This window comes from Oryzihumus leptocrescens, assembly GCF_006716205.1.
Classification (GTDB): domain Bacteria; phylum Actinomycetota; class Actinomycetes; order Actinomycetales; family Dermatophilaceae; genus Oryzihumus; species Oryzihumus leptocrescens.
Genome location: NZ_VFOQ01000002.1, coordinates 163400 through 179970, shown reverse-complemented (window position 1 = coordinate 179970; position 16571 = coordinate 163400). Strand labels below are relative to the sequence as shown.

At 72.2% G+C, this 16571-nt stretch carries 21 protein-coding genes and 3 pseudogenes; 12 read left to right on the top strand and 12 right to left on the bottom strand.

What is annotated here, in order from left to right; all coding sequences use genetic code 11:
* Window positions 1-122: 122 nt before the first annotated feature.
* Both FB474_RS17925 and FB474_RS17920 read right to left on the bottom strand, forming a co-directional pair.
* Complete coding sequence (locus FB474_RS17925; RefSeq protein WP_141790228.1) at window positions 123-533, bottom strand: cupin domain-containing protein; 411 nt, start codon at window positions 531-533, stop codon at window positions 123-125.
* A gap of 1164 nt (window positions 534-1697) precedes the next feature.
* Window positions 1698-1877 (bottom strand): hypothetical protein, encoded by a 180-nt coding sequence (locus tag FB474_RS17920; RefSeq protein WP_141790227.1) that lies wholly within the window; start codon window positions 1875-1877, stop codon window positions 1698-1700.
* Window positions 1878-2463: 586 nt separating this feature from the next.
* Here FB474_RS17920 and FB474_RS21555 point away from each other — a divergent pair.
* A pseudogene (locus tag FB474_RS21555) lies at window positions 2464-2520 on the top strand (hypothetical protein); the annotation flags it as partial.
* 23 nt (window positions 2521-2543) lie between these two features.
* Here the strand turns inward: FB474_RS21555 and FB474_RS21255 are convergent.
* Window positions 2544-2756: a hypothetical protein gene (locus FB474_RS21255; RefSeq protein ID WP_246092598.1), complete on the bottom strand. Its 213-nt coding sequence runs from the start codon at window positions 2754-2756 to the stop codon at window positions 2544-2546.
* Window positions 2757-2902: 146 nt separating this feature from the next.
* Here FB474_RS21255 and FB474_RS17910 point away from each other — a divergent pair, with 146 nt between their 5' ends.
* Window positions 2903-3097: a hypothetical protein gene (locus tag FB474_RS17910; RefSeq protein WP_141790225.1), complete on the top strand. Its 195-nt coding sequence runs from the start codon at window positions 2903-2905 to the stop codon at window positions 3095-3097.
* Between the two features lie 11 nt (window positions 3098-3108).
* Here the strand turns inward: FB474_RS17910 and FB474_RS21250 are convergent, their stop codons facing one another.
* The 3 genes and pseudogenes from FB474_RS21250 to FB474_RS17900 all read right to left on the bottom strand — a co-directional run bounded on the left by FB474_RS21250 (window position 3109) and on the right by FB474_RS17900 (window position 4273).
* Window positions 3109-3435, bottom strand: coding sequence for a nitroreductase family protein (locus FB474_RS21250; protein ID WP_246092597.1), 327 nt, complete (start codon window positions 3433-3435; stop codon window positions 3109-3111).
* A 54-nt stretch (window positions 3436-3489) separates the two neighbouring features.
* Window positions 3490-3693 (bottom strand): annotated as a pseudogene (locus FB474_RS21550) (nitroreductase family protein); the annotation flags it as partial.
* 10 nt (window positions 3694-3703) lie between these two features.
* Window positions 3704-4273 (bottom strand): TIGR03086 family metal-binding protein, encoded by a 570-nt coding sequence (locus FB474_RS17900; RefSeq protein WP_141790223.1) that lies wholly within the window; start codon window positions 4271-4273, stop codon window positions 3704-3706.
* Window positions 4274-4405: 132 nt separating this feature from the next.
* Between FB474_RS17900 and FB474_RS17895 the strand changes: the two genes are divergently transcribed.
* The 7 genes from FB474_RS17895 (at window position 4406) to FB474_RS17865 (ending at window position 9002) form a co-directional block, all read left to right on the top strand.
* A complete protein-coding gene (locus FB474_RS17895) occupies window positions 4406-4819 on the top strand; it encodes a VOC family protein (protein ID WP_141790222.1) in 414 nt (137 codons plus the stop codon).
* Window positions 4820-4887: 68 nt separating this feature from the next.
* The gene (locus FB474_RS17890; RefSeq protein WP_141790221.1) at window positions 4888-5706 is read left to right on the top strand and encodes a class I SAM-dependent methyltransferase; all 819 of its coding nucleotides are present in this window, start codon (window positions 4888-4890) and stop codon (window positions 5704-5706) included.
* 138 nt (window positions 5707-5844) lie between these two features.
* The gene (locus FB474_RS17885) at window positions 5845-6192 is read left to right on the top strand and encodes a hypothetical protein (RefSeq protein ID WP_141790220.1); all 348 of its coding nucleotides are present in this window, start codon (window positions 5845-5847) and stop codon (window positions 6190-6192) included.
* A gap of 120 nt (window positions 6193-6312) precedes the next feature.
* On the top strand, window positions 6313-6540 hold the full coding sequence (locus FB474_RS17880; protein ID WP_141790219.1) for a hypothetical protein: 228 nt from the start codon (window positions 6313-6315) through the stop codon (window positions 6538-6540).
* 371 nt (window positions 6541-6911) lie between these two features.
* Window positions 6912-7172: a hypothetical protein gene (locus tag FB474_RS17875; protein WP_141790218.1), complete on the top strand. Its 261-nt coding sequence runs from the start codon at window positions 6912-6914 to the stop codon at window positions 7170-7172.
* A 22-nt stretch (window positions 7173-7194) separates the two neighbouring features.
* Window positions 7195-8031, top strand: a complete 837-nt coding sequence (locus FB474_RS17870) for an acyl-CoA thioester hydrolase/BAAT C-terminal domain-containing protein (protein WP_141790217.1) — start codon at window positions 7195-7197, stop codon at window positions 8029-8031.
* A 53-nt stretch (window positions 8032-8084) separates the two neighbouring features.
* Window positions 8085-9002 carry a S1C family serine protease gene (locus FB474_RS17865; RefSeq protein ID WP_141790216.1) on the top strand — a complete coding sequence of 306 codons (918 nt, stop codon included), beginning with the start codon at window positions 8085-8087 and terminating at the stop codon, window positions 9000-9002.
* Here FB474_RS17865 and FB474_RS17860 read toward each other — a convergent pair.
* A complete protein-coding gene (locus FB474_RS17860; RefSeq protein ID WP_141790215.1) occupies window positions 8999-9862 on the bottom strand; it encodes a LysR family transcriptional regulator in 864 nt (287 codons plus the stop codon). The two genes, FB474_RS17865 and FB474_RS17860, sit on opposite strands and share 4 nt — an antisense overlap.
* 146 nt (window positions 9863-10008) lie before the next feature.
* On the opposite strand from FB474_RS17860, the gene FB474_RS17855 reads away from it, so the two are divergent.
* From FB474_RS17855 to FB474_RS21545, 3 genes and pseudogenes are all read left to right on the top strand, one after another.
* Window positions 10009-10746: an acetoacetate decarboxylase gene (locus FB474_RS17855; protein ID WP_141790214.1), complete on the top strand. Its 738-nt coding sequence runs from the start codon at window positions 10009-10011 to the stop codon at window positions 10744-10746.
* A gap of 11 nt (window positions 10747-10757) precedes the next feature.
* Complete coding sequence (locus FB474_RS17850; RefSeq protein ID WP_141790213.1) at window positions 10758-11543, top strand: 3-hydroxybutyrate dehydrogenase; 786 nt, start codon at window positions 10758-10760, stop codon at window positions 11541-11543.
* Between the two features lie 32 nt (window positions 11544-11575).
* A pseudogene (locus FB474_RS21545) lies at window positions 11576-12433 on the top strand (FUSC family protein); the annotation flags it as partial.
* An 85-nt stretch (window positions 12434-12518) separates the two neighbouring features.
* On the opposite strand, the gene FB474_RS17840 reads toward FB474_RS21545, so the two are convergent.
* From FB474_RS17840 to FB474_RS17820, 5 genes are all read right to left on the bottom strand, one after another.
* The gene (locus FB474_RS17840; protein ID WP_141790211.1) at window positions 12519-13340 is read right to left on the bottom strand and encodes an isocitrate lyase/PEP mutase family protein; all 822 of its coding nucleotides are present in this window, start codon (window positions 13338-13340) and stop codon (window positions 12519-12521) included.
* Window positions 13341-13420: 80 nt separating this feature from the next.
* Window positions 13421-14023, bottom strand: coding sequence for a GNAT family N-acetyltransferase (locus tag FB474_RS17835; RefSeq protein ID WP_141790210.1), 603 nt, complete (start codon window positions 14021-14023; stop codon window positions 13421-13423).
* The gene (gene ligD / locus FB474_RS17830; protein ID WP_141790209.1) at window positions 14020-14988 is read right to left on the bottom strand and encodes a non-homologous end-joining DNA ligase; all 969 of its coding nucleotides are present in this window, start codon (window positions 14986-14988) and stop codon (window positions 14020-14022) included. The genes FB474_RS17835 and ligD overlap by 4 nt, the downstream gene beginning before the upstream one ends.
* Before the next feature lie 36 nt (window positions 14989-15024).
* Entirely contained in the window at window positions 15025-15849 is an 825-nt protein-coding gene (locus FB474_RS17825) for a serine/threonine-protein kinase (RefSeq protein WP_185746251.1), read from the bottom strand.
* A 179-nt stretch (window positions 15850-16028) separates the two neighbouring features.
* A complete protein-coding gene (locus tag FB474_RS17820; protein WP_141790207.1) occupies window positions 16029-16565 on the bottom strand; it encodes a CYTH domain-containing protein in 537 nt (178 codons plus the stop codon).
* Window positions 16566-16571 lie beyond the last annotated feature (6 nt).

Genomic DNA, 16571 nt, shown 5'->3' with positions numbered 1-16571 from the left:
CCTTCAACATTCACTCAACTCCCCGCCGTCCAAGAGCCGAGTCAGGTCACACCCTCGGTCTGCGGTGTAGCTGACTTGAGCTCCGAGAGCGACGGTCAGGTCGTGTAGCCCAGGCATACCAACTAGGGCGCCGTGGTCCCCGAGCGACCATAACGATCGTCAACCCGGACGACGTCATCCCTCCAGCCGGAGAAGGCGGTGGAGACCTCGGCCACGACCAGATTCTCTTCAGCGCTGAGCCGGTGGAGAACCCCAGCGGGGAGATGCACGACGTCACCCGGTCCGAACGCGGCGCCCTCCAATGCGTCGGGATCGGAGCCAAACTCCAGGCGGCCCCGCCCCGCGACCACGCAAATCGTCTCGGTCTTCTCGTTGTGAAGCTGCAGGCTAAGGGACTCCCCGGCATTGACGTAGAGAACTTTTCCCACATACAGATCGTCAATCTCGGCGAAGATCATCTCGCGCCCCCACGGCTTCGAAACGAACTTAGCCGGGTAAACGTCGGCCGAGTCACTCACGACATTCTGGTTCATGCAGTCCCCCCAGTCGGCGCCACAGCTCGCGGTGCGAGCCGCTAGTAGCAGTGTGCAGCATGTCCCCATGGGTGTGGCTCGAAACCACCTCCAACTCATCGAATCGGCGAAGCCGGCCGTCGGGGGCGCGCATCCAACGCAGTGACATGCCGCGATCCGCGCTCGACTGATGGATCAGCTGGCGGACGGATGCCGTGCTTCTGCCGTGCTTCTGCCGATGGCGGGCAACCGTGCATACATGCATCGGAGCGGAGTTTCTTCTCTGGCTTAAAGCCGCGGCTCCGCCGCGGCGGCGCGGGGCCCCGCGGTGGGACCCCGCACTGCGGGCGGCGCTTCGCGCCGTCCTCGCGCACCCCACCGCACCCCGCGCACACAGCAACGGGCACCCCGATCTTGGTCGAGATGCCTGCTCCCCTACTGCTCGGCTACCTTCTCAGGCGCTGGCGACGACGGAGGTCCGCTCGTGGCCGGGCGCTCGAAGCACCAGCTGCACCGACCCGGCCCGCCCGGCTCCTCACCCGCGTTGACCTGGCTCCCGCACCCGCATCGCAGCGGGTCACCAGCCAGCAAGTCGAGGTCCGGTCGATGCGCAGACCCGCGTGGTTCCTGCCGCCCTGGCTCGGGCGATTTCCGGGCCACACACGGGCCACAGAGACCGGTTGAACACCGTGTTTCACGGTCACCCGAGGCCACGAAACCCACTGGGAAACAAGGGAAATAACCCACCCCAGTGCACTTCCCAAGCTGACAGTGCGGGTTCGATTCCCGTCACCCGCTCCACACGCAGAACCCCGCCTGGACAGGCGAAACGGGCGCTGACTCCCTCTTGGAGACAGCGCCCGTTGGCATCAGTCGCGCCTGTTGTGCAGTCCACGTGCAACTAGGCCGTGCCCTCTACCTGCAGGCGCTGGTGGTTGGCGCGGCCCCTGCGCGCGACGAGGTGGTCGCGGGTGCAAGGCGTCACCGGCGACCCAGGCACTTGGTGGAGCAAGCTGGAGGGCAGCGATCAGAGGCCACCGTAGGGGCCGCCAAGACCGCGGTGGCTGTCCGCCTCGGCGCGCATCGTCGGATCCAGGAAGTCCGCAGGTGTCTTGCCACGGCCCAAAGCGAGGCGTCCCGCGATCAGCAGGAGAACCAGCACGGCCAACCCGACCAGAACCCACATCAGAGGGCCCCGCCGCCGGACTGGTTCTTCATCCGGTTGACCACCGAATACGCCTCGGCCTGATTCTGGGCCGGGTCGTCGTGGCGCTGACGGGCCTCGCCACCACTGCCGCGGACCCGGTCGAATGCCAGCCCGAAGCCGAGCAGCACGACGACCCCGATGATCACGAACTGCCACATGGCAGCCTCCCCTTCCGGACCTCCGCCGTCGCGACTGGCCTTGCCGGTGCGTCCCCTCTCCCAGCGACGGCCGGGAGGACAGGACACCAGCGCAAGCGTCAGAGCTGCGCCCCCAAACGGCCCAAGCCCGAGGCCCCATCATGTCGCAACATCGCACCGCGAGGAGGCAAACCGGCCCGACAACCATCAATGGCTGACAGCAGGCGTGCCAGCGCGTCGGCTACGCGGGTCGCTACGGTCGAGGGGTGGCTGGTTCTCGACGCGTGACCATCACCGGCCAGCGCCCGGCCGCGCCGTGGACGGAGACCGTGCACTCCTTGCTGCAGCATCTGCACGAGGCGAGGCTGCCTGTGCCCGAACCGTTGGGCATCGAGGGTGGCGTGGAGACGGTGCGTCTCGGTCCCGGCGCCGGAGGCGACGACGCCTGGCCACATCAGGCTTCGTTGCCAGGCGTCCGGTCAGCTGGCGCGCTGTTGCGCGCTGTTCATGAAGCCACCACAGGTTGGCGTCCCTCGATCAAGCCGCGGTGGGCCGTCCCGGCCGAGGAGGGCGGGTGGTCTGCCACGGTGACCCGAAGCCGACGAACATGGCCTGGGTCGACGGGCACGCGGTGGGCCTCTTCGACCGGGACATGGCGCGTCCCGCGGAGCAGATGAGCGACATCGCCTACGCGCAGTACTGGTTCGCCCCGCCCCGTTCGACGCCGACGACGCGGAGCTTCGGCGACGACGGCTGCCCACACCGGTCGATGCGCTGCGTCGGATCGAGGCGTTCCTCGACGGATACGGCTGTGCCGTGCCGATCGACGTCATGGAGGTCGTCGCGCGACGAAGAGTTCAGGCCATTGACGAGGTCGTCCTGCTCGGACGCGCGGGGCACCCGCCTCAGGCGCAGTGGGTGGCGCAGGGCTGGCCCGACAGGTGGCGACGCGGTGGACCGGCGCTCCCCTGAGGCGAGCTCCAACGCCACTCCCAAAAGGGCGAAACAGGGCTCTCTCGGGGCGCGGAGCGGGCACAGTGGGCTTCATGACCGCTGAACCGAACCCACCCAAGCTCAAGCCCGGGTATGACGTGTGGTTCGGGCTGCAGCACGTCACCCTGACCGGGTTCCGGCACTCCGGACGTCGGCGGGACTGCCCCAAGTGCAACCCCGCGCTGGCCCACCCGGCCACCGAGGCGCAGCCGCGGTTGACCGACCCGCCGCACGACGCCGTCCCCTGACCGCCGAGACGTCAGCGGCGATCTCCCGTCAGCCAGTCGATCGCGGAGGTCGGTCGCCGCTCCCGAGCACCCGAGGAGGTCGCTGGCTCCGCCGGCCCTGAGGGCATGTCGGTCGACGCGACCCGCCCGAAGGCGGACATCGTCGTGACCTGCCAGTGGTCCGGCACGTCGAACTCGGCTGCGACTCCTGCCTGGTCGAACGCCCGGAACTGGCGAGCGAACAAGCCAAGGGACTGCGCCTGGATGGTCATGTGGGCGACGGCCTGGCCCAGGTCGTAGAGCGAGAACTCGGAGAACTCCCAGTCGGTCTCCTCGACGTACCGGTGGCACAAGTTCACGACCAGGATGCTTGCGGACGGCACCCACGTGGCCGAGCTTGCGCTGAGGTGGGGAAGAAGCCGCCTGTGCACGGCGTCTCCGCGCCGGGCGGTGATGAACGCCCAGGGTTGTGAGTTGCCGGCCGACGGCGCCCACCGAGCAGCCTCGAGGAGCGAGGCGACCTCCGCTGAGGTCGCCTCGTGGGACCCCTCGAAGGTCGTCGGACTCCACCGCTGCGCCAGGAGGGGATGCAGTCGGGGATGCCTCACACCGTTCATGCCCGCCCCCTCACAGACGCTGATGGCCCAGCAGGTTCGCCAGCTGCTCGGTGGTCGATGCACCGAGCTCAGCCGGCACCGACTCGGCATACATCACGCCGCGCAGACGTCCCGGAATGACCGACTCGGCAACCATCAGGCACCGTGCTGCGATGCCGTCGGGGGCCTCGCTGTCACGGCCGGTCGCAACAGCCAGGTCCCAACCGTGGGTGACGGTCTCCACCGTGAACCCCCGCGCGGCTTCACGGGCACTGCACTCACCCCAGGGGGCCCGGACCTGGTCGCCGCCGGACAACGCCGCCCACGCATCACCGATCCGCCTGGCCAGAGCGGCATAGGTGCTCGCGAGCTCCTCGTCGGGCACGTCCGTGACCACGTGCGGGACGTGGCTGGTCGAGCGCCGCTCAGCCGTGCCAAGACCGCGTTCCGCGGTGCCGATCAGGTGTCCCATCAGGGTGCGCGCGTCATACTCCGCGCACGGTGTGGGCAGACCCAGCTGCGCCGGCGGCGTCGAGGCCATGAGATCGGCAACCCAGCCGAGCGCGGCCAGGTAGTCGTCTCGCTGCTGTTGGAAGGTCACCCACCGACCCTAGCCACGGCGCCGGACACCGGACCGGGAGTTCTCCCGTGCACTGGCGCTGCGGCTGCCCCGCATGCCATGGGTGCGGAGCGGCGCCTGGCATGGAACCATGCGGGCGAAGGGGAGGCGACCATGGCTGAGTACCCGCAGCTGCTGCACACGGCCATCGACACCACCGACGCCCGAGCCCTCGCCGAGTTCTATCGGCAGCTCCTGGGGCTGCGGTACCGGCAGGGCGACGACCCGCCCGCGGCGGGTGAGGTGGACGACGCCGACTGGCTCGTCCTCGTGGACGCGAAGGGCGCCCGCAAGCTGGCGTTCCAGCAGGTCGAGCGCCTGGAGCGGACGACGTGGCCCGGCCATGACGTCCCGATGCAGATGCACCTCGACCTCACCGTCGCGAGCCGTGCGGAGCTTGAGCGGCAGCGCGAGCGGGCTGAGTCGCTCGGGGCGCAGCTGCTGCTGGACCGCACCGACGACCCGGACGAGCCGTTGTACGTCCTGGCGGACCTGTCCGGCCACCCCTTCTGCATCTTCGTCGCCTGATCCCGTCGACCCCACCTGCAACGATTCTCGGAAGACATCATGAGATGTCGCTCGGGAGGATGCGGTCCATGACGGCCATGGAGTTCGACCCCCTGATCATGTCCTTCTACCGCGAGCGTTACCGCGAAGATGAGCGACTGACCCGATCCGCCCACGGCCGCATCGAGTACCTGCGCACGCAAGAGCTTCTCCGTCGCTTCCTACCTGGGCCGCCCGCAGCCGTGCTCGACGTCGGTGGTGGCACGGGGGTCCACGCCCGGTGGCTGAGCGAGGACGGCTTCGCGGTGCACCTCCTCGACCCCGTCCCCGAGCACGTCGAACAGGCCCGTCAGCACGGCGGCTTCCAGGCCGATCACGGCGACGGCCGCGCTCTGCCCCACGCCGACGCCAGCTTCGACGCGACCCTGCTCCTGGGGCCGCTCTACCACCTCGTCTCGGCGAGCGACCGGCAGTCCGCGCTCGCCGAGGCCCGGCGCGTGACCAGGGCCGGCGGCCTGGTGGTTGCGGCGGCGATCAACCGCTACGCGCCGCTGCTCGAGCTGGCCGCCACCGGTGACATCGACGACGAGACCGAAACCGAGCTGCGCTCCTTGCTCGCCGACGGGCAGCACGCCGACGACCCGGACGGCTTCACCACGGCGTACTTCCACCACCACGAGGAGCTCGCCGAAGAACTACGGGAGGTCGGCCTGCAGGACGTCATCGTCCTCGGCCTGGAGGGACCGACCACCCCGGCCCTGGACCGCGCCGCCCCCGATGACCTCGAGGCGCTCCTGCCGTCAGCCCTCCGCTGCGCCCGGATGCTGGAGTCCGATCCGGCCCTCATCGCGGCCAGCCCACACTTCCTCGCGTTCGGGCGCTGCCCTCAGGTCCGGCATACCCGGTAACCCCTTCCCGGCCGCGTCGCCGCCCCGGGGCATGTGCTCCGACGGCCCCGAGCAGGTTCGCGCGGATCGCGCCCCGGAGCGGTGCTCAGTGCGCATACTTCCGAGAGGGACGTCACCACACGTCGGAGAGGGGCACTCATGAAGCGGCGGACAATGGCGGCAGCACTGGCAGGCCTCGCCATCGCCAGTGGCGCCGGCGGCTACCTCCTGGGGGAGGCGCATGCCACCCAGGCGACCTGGCACACCGCGCGCGCCTACGTGGGCGACCACGTCGTCAGCCTTCCCGTGGGCGGCTGGACCTACGGGTTCCGTGACTCGGTGCCGCAGTGGATCGACAGGAACGGGAGCGTGCACGACGGCGGGTGGCCGGACTGCGTGCAGGTCCCCGCTGGCAGCCGGAAGGTGGTCCGCTTTGCCGAGGTCGGCGTCGAGGTCGGCGGCGCGGGATCACGGCAGGTCGTGCTGGTCGACTGCCGGGGGTCGTGACCAGCTCGACCGGCGCGGGAGCGGGCGCCTTCTCAGGGCGAATCCGTGGCGCTCCCGCCGCGCAGGGCGTTCAATGAGACGCAGACCGGCCGCCGCGCCGGCCATAGTGGAGGTGGGGGCATGTGGCTCAGCGTGGTCTACACAGTCATCTTCCTGGTGCTGATGCTGCTCTTCTGCGCGCACATCGCCCGGCTGCTCGCATTCCGCAGCCAGACCCGCGACGGTGACTCCTTCGGCAACCGCCTGGCCGGGCACGGCCCGAACGACGAGGTGGCCTACCGGTCGCCGCGGCAACGGGTGACCGACCTGGTGGCCCGGCGTCGGGACCGGTCCCCCGAAGGCCTCTGACGCCACGAGCGCCGGGCCGGGGTCAGCCCCGACCGAAGAGCCCCTTGATCGCCCCGACGAGGCCGCCACCGCCGCCTCGCTCACACGTGCACTGCGCCGCCTTGGGCACACCCGCCATGACCTGGTCGACGTGCATGCCGCACCCGCGCCAGGTCGCCTTCCCACACTGCTTGCACACGGCCGGCTGGCACACGTGGCTCTCCTCTCCTCGGGAAACGTGCCACCAACGATACCCCAGGGGGTATATCGCCAGGAATCCACGCTGCGGCCCGGACCGCGGGCGCGTCGTGAGTGGTGCGACGCCGGGGGTCGCCAGCCTCACGGGCACCACGACGAACGAGGGGGACTGCATGTCGATGCAGGCTCGGACCATGGTGTTGGTTGGCGCCGCGGCGGTCACCGCGGCAAGCATGGGGTATGCCGTGTCGCCGGCCTTCGCGGCCGCCACCGCGGCCTCCGCGACGACCACCAAGGTCGTGCCCCAGTGGAGTGACCCCATCGACGACGGAGGCCAGGGCGCTCACGCCCAGGCCAGGTTCCGCATCGTGTCGGTCAACGGCAAGTGCTTCGTCCAGACACTCTCGCTCGCCGGCGGGGGTGGCGTCTCGCTGACGCCGACGGACTGCCCCTGAGCGGCCGACTAGCCTCGGGCGCATGGAGGAGCAGCTGAGCAGCCCCACCGGCGTGTGGGTCCGACCCGAGAACCCCTGTGGCACGGGCGCTCTCGTCCTGGCCGGCTCGAGCGGGCGGGTTGACGCCGACCGGTCCCGCCTGCTGGCCTCGCACGGCGCCAGCGCCATGTCGATCCAGTGGTTCGGTGGCGACGGACAGCAGCCCGGGCCGTGGGAGGTGCCGCTGGAGACGTTCACCTCGGCCCTCGACCGGCTCGCCGCGGAGTGCGACCGGCTGGCGGTGGTCGGGCTCTCCTTCGGCGCCGAGGCGGCCCTGCTCACCGCCGCCCACGACGCCCGGGTCGAGGCCGTCGTCGCCTTCGCCCCGACCCCGGTGGTCTGGGCGGGGGTCACCCCGGACGGCCCCGGCGGCGAGCCCCGGCAGACCTCGCACTGGACGCGGCACGGCATACCGCTGCCGTTCGTGCCCTTCCTGGAGTCCTGGGAGCCGGAGACCACGCCGCCAGCCTTCCGCGGGTGCTACGAGGCCAGCCTCGCCGCACACCCGACACTGGCGGAGGCGGCCGCGATCCCGGTCGAGCGCATCACCGGCGAGGTCGTGCTCGTCGCCGGCGAGGACGACCAGGTCTGGCCCGGGGCGGACTTCGCCCGCAGCATCGCCGCCCGGCGCAAGGCGCACGGGCTGGCCACGACGGTCGTCACGCACCCGCACGCGGGACACCGGACCGTGCTGCCCGGGGAATCCGCAGTCGCCGCAGGACAGGCGATGGCCCGCGGCGGCACGCCCGCCGCGGACGGGGAGCTGGGGGCGCTCGCCTGGCCGCACGTGAGCAAGGCCCTGCGCCTGACCACCGGCTGAGGGAGGGACCAAGGCCACGGGAGGTGGGCCGGGCCGACCGCTGAACTGGTCGGGTGAGCACCGACCTCCAGCCCGAGCCGGTGGACATCCACGACGACCGGCCACCCGACGCACCGGGTCCGGCGCCGACGTCACCGGCCTCGGCCCCTGCACCGGCCCCGCCGGCCGCACCGAAGCACCACCCGGTGCGCCGGCGGCTGTCCGTCCTGGTCGTGGTGAGCTCGCTGGTCGCCGGCGGCGTCAGCGGCGGCGTCGTGGCCTGGCTCGTCGAGGGCGACGGCACGCGCGCCGGTGCCCAGGCGGGCGCCCGCCTGGGTGGGGACGCGATGACCGGGCTGGCCGACGTCGCCGCGCGCATCCGCGGCTCGGTCGTTGCCCTGAACGTCTCCACCACGGTCCCGGATGGCCTCGGCGGCACGATGACGCACAAGGTGGCCGGCACCGGCTTCGCCTTCGACCGCTCCGGTGACATCGCCACCAACGCCCACGTCGTCTCCGGCGCCCGCTCCGTCTCGGTCACGCTGCCCAACGGCTCGCGCGTCGCCGCCACCGTGGTCGCCTCGGACCCGGACGCGGACCTGGCGGTCGTGCGGATGCAGGGCGCCTCCCTCCCTCCGCTGGGCCTGGCCACCGACCTGCACCCGCGCGTCGGCGACTTCGTCATCGCCGCCGGCAACGCCCTTGCCCTGGAGGGGACCCCGACGGTGACCGTCGGCATCATCTCCGCCCTCGGACGCACCGTCTCGTTCAGCAACGGCACGACCCTGAGCCACCTGCTCCAGACCGACGCGGCGATCAGCTCGGGCGACTCCGGCGGTCCGCTGCTGTCGGCCTCCGGCGCAGTCATCGGCATCACCACCGCGGGCGCGTCGAGCTCGGGCGAGGCCCTGGCGCAGAACATCGGCTTCGGCATCCCCATCGCGCGCGCCGCGCCGATCCTGCACCGCCTGGCCACCTCCACCTCGGACTAGGACGCCGGCGGAGCCTCCCGCGCAGCCGTCACGGCCAGTTCCTCAAGCGCGCCGACGAGGGGGTGTGCCGCCCGGGTCGGCAGGACGAGCAGCAGCGACACCGGCGGCGCATCACCGATCGTCACGTAGCGCACGCCGGGGTGCGGCTGCTCCCGGGCGGACTCGGGCAGCACCCCGACGCCCCGGCCGGCCGCGACCATGGCGATCCACTCGTCGTAGGTCCGGCAGCTGACCGCCACCTCCGGCCGGGCCGAGGCCGGCCACATCGTCGGGCCGACGGTGCCGCTGACCGCGTTGACCACCAGCGGGTGGTCGGCCAGCTCGGCCCAGTGCAGCCGCCGGCGACGGGCCAGGGGGTGGTCTCGCGAGACCGCCGCAACCCGCGACTGCGTGCCGAGCTCCACCACGCGCAGGGACTCGCTGCGCCGGACCGTGCCGAAGACGATGGCGGCGTCGGTCTGACCGCTGAGCACCCCACCGGAGCGGTCGTCCCGGCGCACCAGGTCGATCCGGCCGCCGGCGGTCCGTTCGAAGCCCACCAGCAGCCGGCGCACGAGCTCGGCCGGCAGCAGCCACGTGAACCCCAGCCGCAGCGTGGGGTGGGCGCTGACCGAGCGGACCGCCGCGTCGAGGCGGGGCAGGATCTGGGCCAGCTCCGCACTGAGCCGCTCGCCCGCCTCGGTCAGCGCGACGCTGCGCGTGGTCCGCTCCACCAGCCGAACCCCCAGCGCCCGCTCCAGCCGGGCCAGGGACCGCGTCAGGGTCGGCTGGCTGACCCGCCGACTGGCCGCGGCCCGGGAGAAGTGCGGGTCCTCGACCAGCGCCATGAACAGCCTCAGGTCGCGCAGCTCGACATCCATGCGTCAAGTGTATGAATCCCCGCTCACCTGCATTTCTCTCGCGGCCCGGGGCTGCCTAACGTCGGAGAGGTAGATGGCCGGACGGCACCACAGCGCGAGGACCGCCACGGTCGACCCACGGATCGCGCGTTGGGACACCATCACCAGTGCGAAGCCAGGACGTTCTCCAGGCCACCTCAACCCCGCTCGGCGGCGCGGCATACCCTGCCGGCCCCTACCGGTTCAGCCGGCGGGAGTACCTCAACATCACCTACCGCACCGAACTCGACGCGATGCGCGCCGTGGTGCCGGAGCCGCTCGAGATCGACGACCCGCTCGTGCGCTTCGAGGTCATCCGGATGCCGGACAGCTCCGGGCTGGGCGACTACACCGAGTCCGGCCAGGTGCTGCGGGTCCGGCACGAGGGCGAGGAGGCGGACTACATCCACTCCATGTACCTCGACAACGCCCCCGCCATCGCCCTCGGCCGCGAGGGCAGCGCCTACCCCAAGAAGCTGGGGCACCCGAGCCTGTTCACCGACTCCGACACCCTCGTCGGGACGCTGGACTACGGCAGCCTGCGCGTGGCCACGGCCACCATGGGCTTCAAGCACGAGCTCATGGACCCCGAGGCGGCCCGCGCCGAGATCGCCATGCCGACCTACATGCTCAAGCTCATGCCCGGATACGACGGCCGGCCCCGGATCGCCGAGCTCATCCGCACGCAGATCAACGACCTGAGCATCCGCGGCGCGTGGGTCGGCCCGGCCCGGCTCCAGCTGTTCGAGCACGCGCTGGCGCCGCTGGCCGACCTCCCGGTGCGCGAGGTCGTCAGCGCCAGCCACATCATCACCGACCTGGCCCTGCCCCGGGCCGAGCTCGTCCACGACTACCTGGCCGCCTGAAGGAGCCCCTCATGACCACCTCACCACTGGCCCAGCCGCACGACACCGTGCAGGTCGACCTCACCGGGCGGACCGCACTCGTCACCGGCGCCGGCAGCGGCATCGGCCGGGCGACCGCCCTTCGCCTGGCCCGCTCCGGGGCCCACGTCATCGCCGTGGACCTCAAGGAGGAGGCCGTCCGCGAGGTCGCGGAGATCACCGGCGGTGACGCCGTCGTAGCCGACCTGTCCGACCTCGACGCGCTCGATGCCCTGAACCTGAGTGCCGACATCCTCGTCAACTGCGCCGGCATCCAGCACGTGCGCCCCATCGAGGACTTCGACCCGGAGAAGTTCTCGCAGATCCTGCGGATCATGCTCGAGGCGCCCTTCCGGCTGATCCGCCGCTCACTGCCCTCGATGTACGAGAAGGGCTGGGGCCGCATCATCAACGTGTCCTCGGTGCACGGGCTGCGCGCCTCGGAGTTCAAGAGCGCCTACGTCTCGGCCAAGCACGGCCTCGAGGGCCTGTCCAAGGTGGTCGCGCTCGAGGGCGCCGCCCACGGTGTCACCTCGAACTGCGTCAACCCCGGCTACGTGCGCACCCCGTTGGTGGACAAGCAGGTCGCCGACCAGGCCGCGGCCCACGGCATCAGTGAGAACGAGGTCCTGGAGAAGGTGTTCCTCGACAAGGCCGCGCTCAAGCGCCTCGTCGAGTCCGAGGAGATCGCCGAGATGGTGCTCTTCCTGTGCAGCCCTCCCGCGGCGTCGATGACCGGCACGTCCCTCGTCGTCGACGGCGGCTGGAGCGCGCACTGAGCCCACGACCAGCACTGACCCTGCGGGGTCCGATGCTCAGGGCGGCGGTCGGCATGGCCGCCGCCCTCGCTGTCGGGGAGCGGCTGCACCACCCCGGCCTCACCATCCCCCTGGCCGTGGGCAGCCTCTATGCCTCGGCCAACGACCGCCCCCACCCGACGCCGCGCCGCCTCCGGCACATCCTCCTGCCGGCCCTCGGCGGCGCCCTCGGCCTCCTCGCCGGGGCGGCGACCCGCGATGGCACGCCCGTGGCGATGGTCCTGCTGCCGGCGCTCGTCGCCGGCGTGGCCGGCGCCATCAGCACGGTCGGCCCGAGCGCCTCGGCGGCCGGGCTCCAGCTGCTCACCATGACCGCGCTCGGCCAGGGCATGCCTGCCCACGGACCCTGGTGGCTGCCCGCACCGCTGCTGGTCGGCGGTGCTCTCCCGGTCCTGCTCCTCGCCGGCACCTCCGCCGTATGCCGTGCCCTCGCGGCCCGCGGGCGGCGGACGGCGCCGCCCGACCCGGCCGTCCGGCATACCGCCGTGCGGTCCCGGCACCCGGCCCGCGACGGGCTGCGCCTGGCCGCCTGCGCGGCCGCGGCCGAGGTGGTGGCGCTGCTGCTGCACCCGGTCCGGGGCTACTGGTTGCTGCTGACCGTCGCGCTGGTGGTCAAGCCCGACCTCGCCCCCGTGCCGCGCCGGTCGGCGCAACGCGGGCTCGGCACGCTCGCCGGCGTCGCGGTCGCCGCGGCGCTGTTCGCTCCCCGGCCCGGCACGGCGTTGCTCTGCGTCGTCCTCGTCGTGGCGGCGACACTCGTCCCGGTCGCGACCGCCCGCAGCTACGCGGCGCTGACGGCGGTGGTGGCCCCGATGGTGTTCATCCTGCTGCGGCTCGGCGGGGTCGAGTCGGACGCCCTGCTCGGCTGGCGGCTGGTGGACACCGCCCTGGGCATCTCCATCGCGCTCTCCGTGGGCCACCCCTGGCGGCCCGGGCTCAGCGGGAGAGCAGCGCGTTCATGGTCGGGTAGTCCGCGGCCCCCGCGAGCTCGGTGTAGGTGCCCGGCCCGAGCAGCTCGGCCGCCGCACGCTGGACGTGCCCGTAGACGGCTTGCGCGATCGCGGACCCGGCCGACGCCCGTGCGACCCCGACCTCCGCCAGCTCGCGGATCGTCGGCGAGCCGGGACCAACCAGGATGTTCACCGGCGCCGGGATCCGGGCGACCAGCGCCTCGATGATGCGGAGGTCGGCGAGGCCCGGGACGAAGATGCCCGACGCCCCCGCCCCGAGGTAGGCCTCGGCCCGGCGCACCGTCTCGTCGAGCCTGTCCTCGGGGGCCCCGACGGCGCGCAGGTAGGTGTCGGTGCGGGCGTTGACGTACAGGCCCGCGCCCGCCTCCTGCCGCACCGCCGCGATCCGGGCGACCTGCCCCTCGACCGGGCGCAGGCCGCCGGCCAGCCCGTCCTCGAAGTTGACTCCCACCGCACCGGCGTCGAGCACCGCCCGGACGTTGGCGGCCAGCCCGTCGAGGTCGTGCGCGTAGCCCGCCTCGAGGTCGGTCGTGACCGGCACGTCGACGGCGTGCACGACCCGCCGGGTGAGGTCCAGGGTCGTCTCCAGACCCAGCTCCTCGCCGTCCGCGACACCCCACGACCACGACAGCCCGGCGCTCGTCGTGGCCACAGCCGCCGCCCCGGCGTCCTCGACCAGACGGGCCGACGCAACGTCCCAGGCGTTGGGCAGGACCAGGATCGGACCCTGGTGCAACTGGTGGAAGCGCTCGGCGGCGCTGGACACGGGCCCCGTGGAAGTCGTCATGTCGCGAGCCAACCACCCCGACCGGCCGGTTGTCCGGCGGAAGACGGACCTCGCCGCCGCGGCGGCTCTGTCAGGGCCGTCTAGGGGGTCAGCGGCTTGCGCATCACCCAGCGCGGCTGGCCGCCGCTGCGCCCGGTGGTCGGCGAGACGCGCTCGAAGCCGGCCTTCTCGAAGAGCTCGACGGTGCCGACGTAGCCGGAGATGACGTCCACGCGGTCGCCCCGCGTCTCGACCGGGTAGCCCTCGACCACCTCGGCGCCGTGGCTCCTCGCCTGGTCGACGGCACCGGCCAGCAGGTGGTGCATCAGCCCGTGCCCGCGGTATCCCGCGCGGACGACGAAGCAGACGGCCACCCAGGCGTCGCGGTCGTCCAGGATCGGGATGGTGCGCGAGTGGAGCAGGCGCCGGTAGCTCGCTCGTGGGGCAACCGAGCACCACCCGGCCACGACGTCGTCGACGTAGACGAGGACCCCGGGGCCGGGCTCGGTCGCGCAAGCGGCGCGCATGTAGTCCGGACGCTCGTCCGGCGCGACGCGGCTGTCCCGGTAGGCCATGCACCAGCAGCCGCGCGCCCCGGGGCTCTGGGTGCCGACCGCGGTGGCGAAGTCCTCGAAGCGACCCAGCGCCGGCCGGACGTCGATCTCCGGCTCGTGGTCGAGCGGGAAGCGCGGCTTCGTCGTCATTCGGGTATGCCGGGGTCCTCGGCCCCCGCGCGCTCGTCCCGGTCCGCCCACTCCAGCAGCGGGCTGATGTCGAAGACGGCGTCGTCGATGCCGGCGTGCAGGTCCCCGAGCCGGGCGAACCGCTCGGGCACGGTCGCGATCGTGCAGTCCTCGGGCAGGACGTCGTCGACCTCGTCCCAGCGGATCGGCGTGGAGACCCGGGCGTCCGGCAGGCCGCGCACCGAGTAGGCGGCGGCGATGGTGTGGTCGCGGGCGTTCTGGTTGTAGTCGACGAACAGCGTCGAGGGGTCACGGTCGCGCCGCCACCAGGTGGTGGTCACCTCGTCCGGCGCCCGCCGCTCCACCTCCCGGGCGAAGGCGAGCGCCGCCCGGCGTACGTCCTTGAACCCGTGCTCCGGCTTGATCCGCACGTAGATGTGCATCCCCTTGCCGCCGGAGGTCTTCGGCCATCCGGTCGCGCCCAGCTCGTCGAGCACCTCGTGCGCGACGTGGGCGACCCGGCGCACGGTGTCGAACCCGCACTCCGGCATGGGGTCGAGGTCGATGCGCCACTCGTCCGGCTTCTCGGTGTCGGCCCGCCGGGAGTTCCACGGATGGAACTCCACGGTCGACATCTGCACGGCCCAGATCACGCTGGCCAGCTCGGTGACGCACAGCTCGTGCACGTCGCGGTGGTAGCGCGGGAAGTGGACGCTCACCGTCTGGACCCACGGCGGCGCGCCCTGCGGCAGCCGCTTCTGGTGGACCTTCTCCCCCGACACCCCCTCGGGGAAGCGGTGGAGCATGCACGGGCGCTCGCGCAGCGCCCGCACGATGCCCTCGCCGACCGAGAGGTAGTAGTTGACCAGGTCGAGCTTGGTCTCCCCGCGCGCAGGGAAGTAGACGCGCTGCGGGTTCGAGATCCGGACCGTCTTGTCGCCGACCTCGACCTCGACCGCGGGGCTCCTGCCGTCAGCGGCTGCCATGGCGCCAACCTAGACGCCCGGCGGGTCGCCCGCCCGTCACTCGCCGAGATGGGGCGCGAAGACCGCGGCGAGCTCGGGCAGCGTGGGCCGGTCACCCGGCGCCCGCGCGAGGCAGGCGTCCATGGCGGCAGCGACGGGTGCGGGCAGCCGTCTAACGCTGCGCACCCCGGGAACGCGCGCACCGACCGGCAGCCCCTCCTCGTCGTGGTGGTCGTAGGGGTTGCTTCCGGTGGCGCCGAGGCGCAGCAGCAGCCCCAGTCCCCACACGTCGGAGGCGGAGGTCAGCTCCTCGCCGGCCAGCTGCTCCGGCGAGGCCCACGTCCGCGTGCCGAGGCCGGGTCGGTACGTCCCCGGGGGCCGGGCGATGGAGAAGTCGAGCAGCTTGGCGATCCCGTTCTCGCACACCACGTTCGACGGCTTGACGTCCAGATGTAGGAACCCCAGCGAGTGCAGGTAGCGCAGCGCCGAGGCCAGGTGGTCGGTCAGCTGGGCGAGCTCGCGCAGCGTCAGCCGGCCCAGGTCGGCCATCAGCGCCCCGAACGTCGAGCCAGTGAGCACCTCCAGCACCAGCCGTGGCGGCGCGCCCTCCGGCCGCACCAGCTCGTATCCGCGGACCATGTGCGGGTGCGTCAGCCTCGCCAGCACGTCCCACTCGTGCTCCAGCGACGCCAGCGTCCCGGGATCGACTGCGAGCTCCGGGCGCGGGGTCTTGACCAGGACGCGGCAGAAGCGGGTGGTGTCGCGAGCCTCGTAGACATCGAGGTCACGGCCGCGCCGGACATGCTCCAGCACCAGGAGCGAGGGCGCCAGCGACTCCCCGACGGCCAGCGGCGCAGCGACCGTTCCTTCCGCAGTCGTCACGGGACACATCAGCACCCTCCCTCGCTCTGCGGCGCCCCCTGTGGCCCTGTGCCCGCGACCCCTCGACCGGCAGGCTGTCTGTCGACACCGACGACGCTAACCAGCCCGTGGAGCGGCGCCATCACCCAGAGCGGATGGTCCGGGGGCCTGCCGCCCGGCTTCGAACTGCACCCGCGTCATCAGGCGCGCAGGCCGTGCTCGCCCATCAGGTCTGCCAGGGCGTCGGCCGAGGTGCGCGCCAGCGCACCACCGGTGAACCGCTCGTCGGCGGTCACGTCGGCCAGGACGTCGAGGCCGAGCTCGTCCGGCCGCTCGCCGTCCGCGCCGAGGTCGAGCTCGGCGGTGACCAGGCCGCGCAGCTGGCCCTCGAACACGTCCACGGCCCAACGGTGCCCTCCCAGCGGGACGATGTGCCGCGTCTTGGCCAGCTCGTCCGCGGCGAGCACGAGCAGGGTGTCGTACTCCGCCGGGCGCAGGTACATCGTCGTGTGCGCCACCGCGCGCGGGCCGCCGTCGACCCGGACCTTCTGCCCCAGCTTCAGCACCACCGGCCGGCCCTCCTCCTCCACCCGGCGCAGCCGCAGCCCGGTCTCGGGCAGGTAGCGGTCGGTGATCCGCCAGGTCCGCTCGACCGGGAGCGACCGGGGACGGCTGGGCAGCAGGAATCGCAGCTCCCGCTCGAGGTGGGCGTACTTCAGCGACGAGGTGTCCGGCACGGGTCC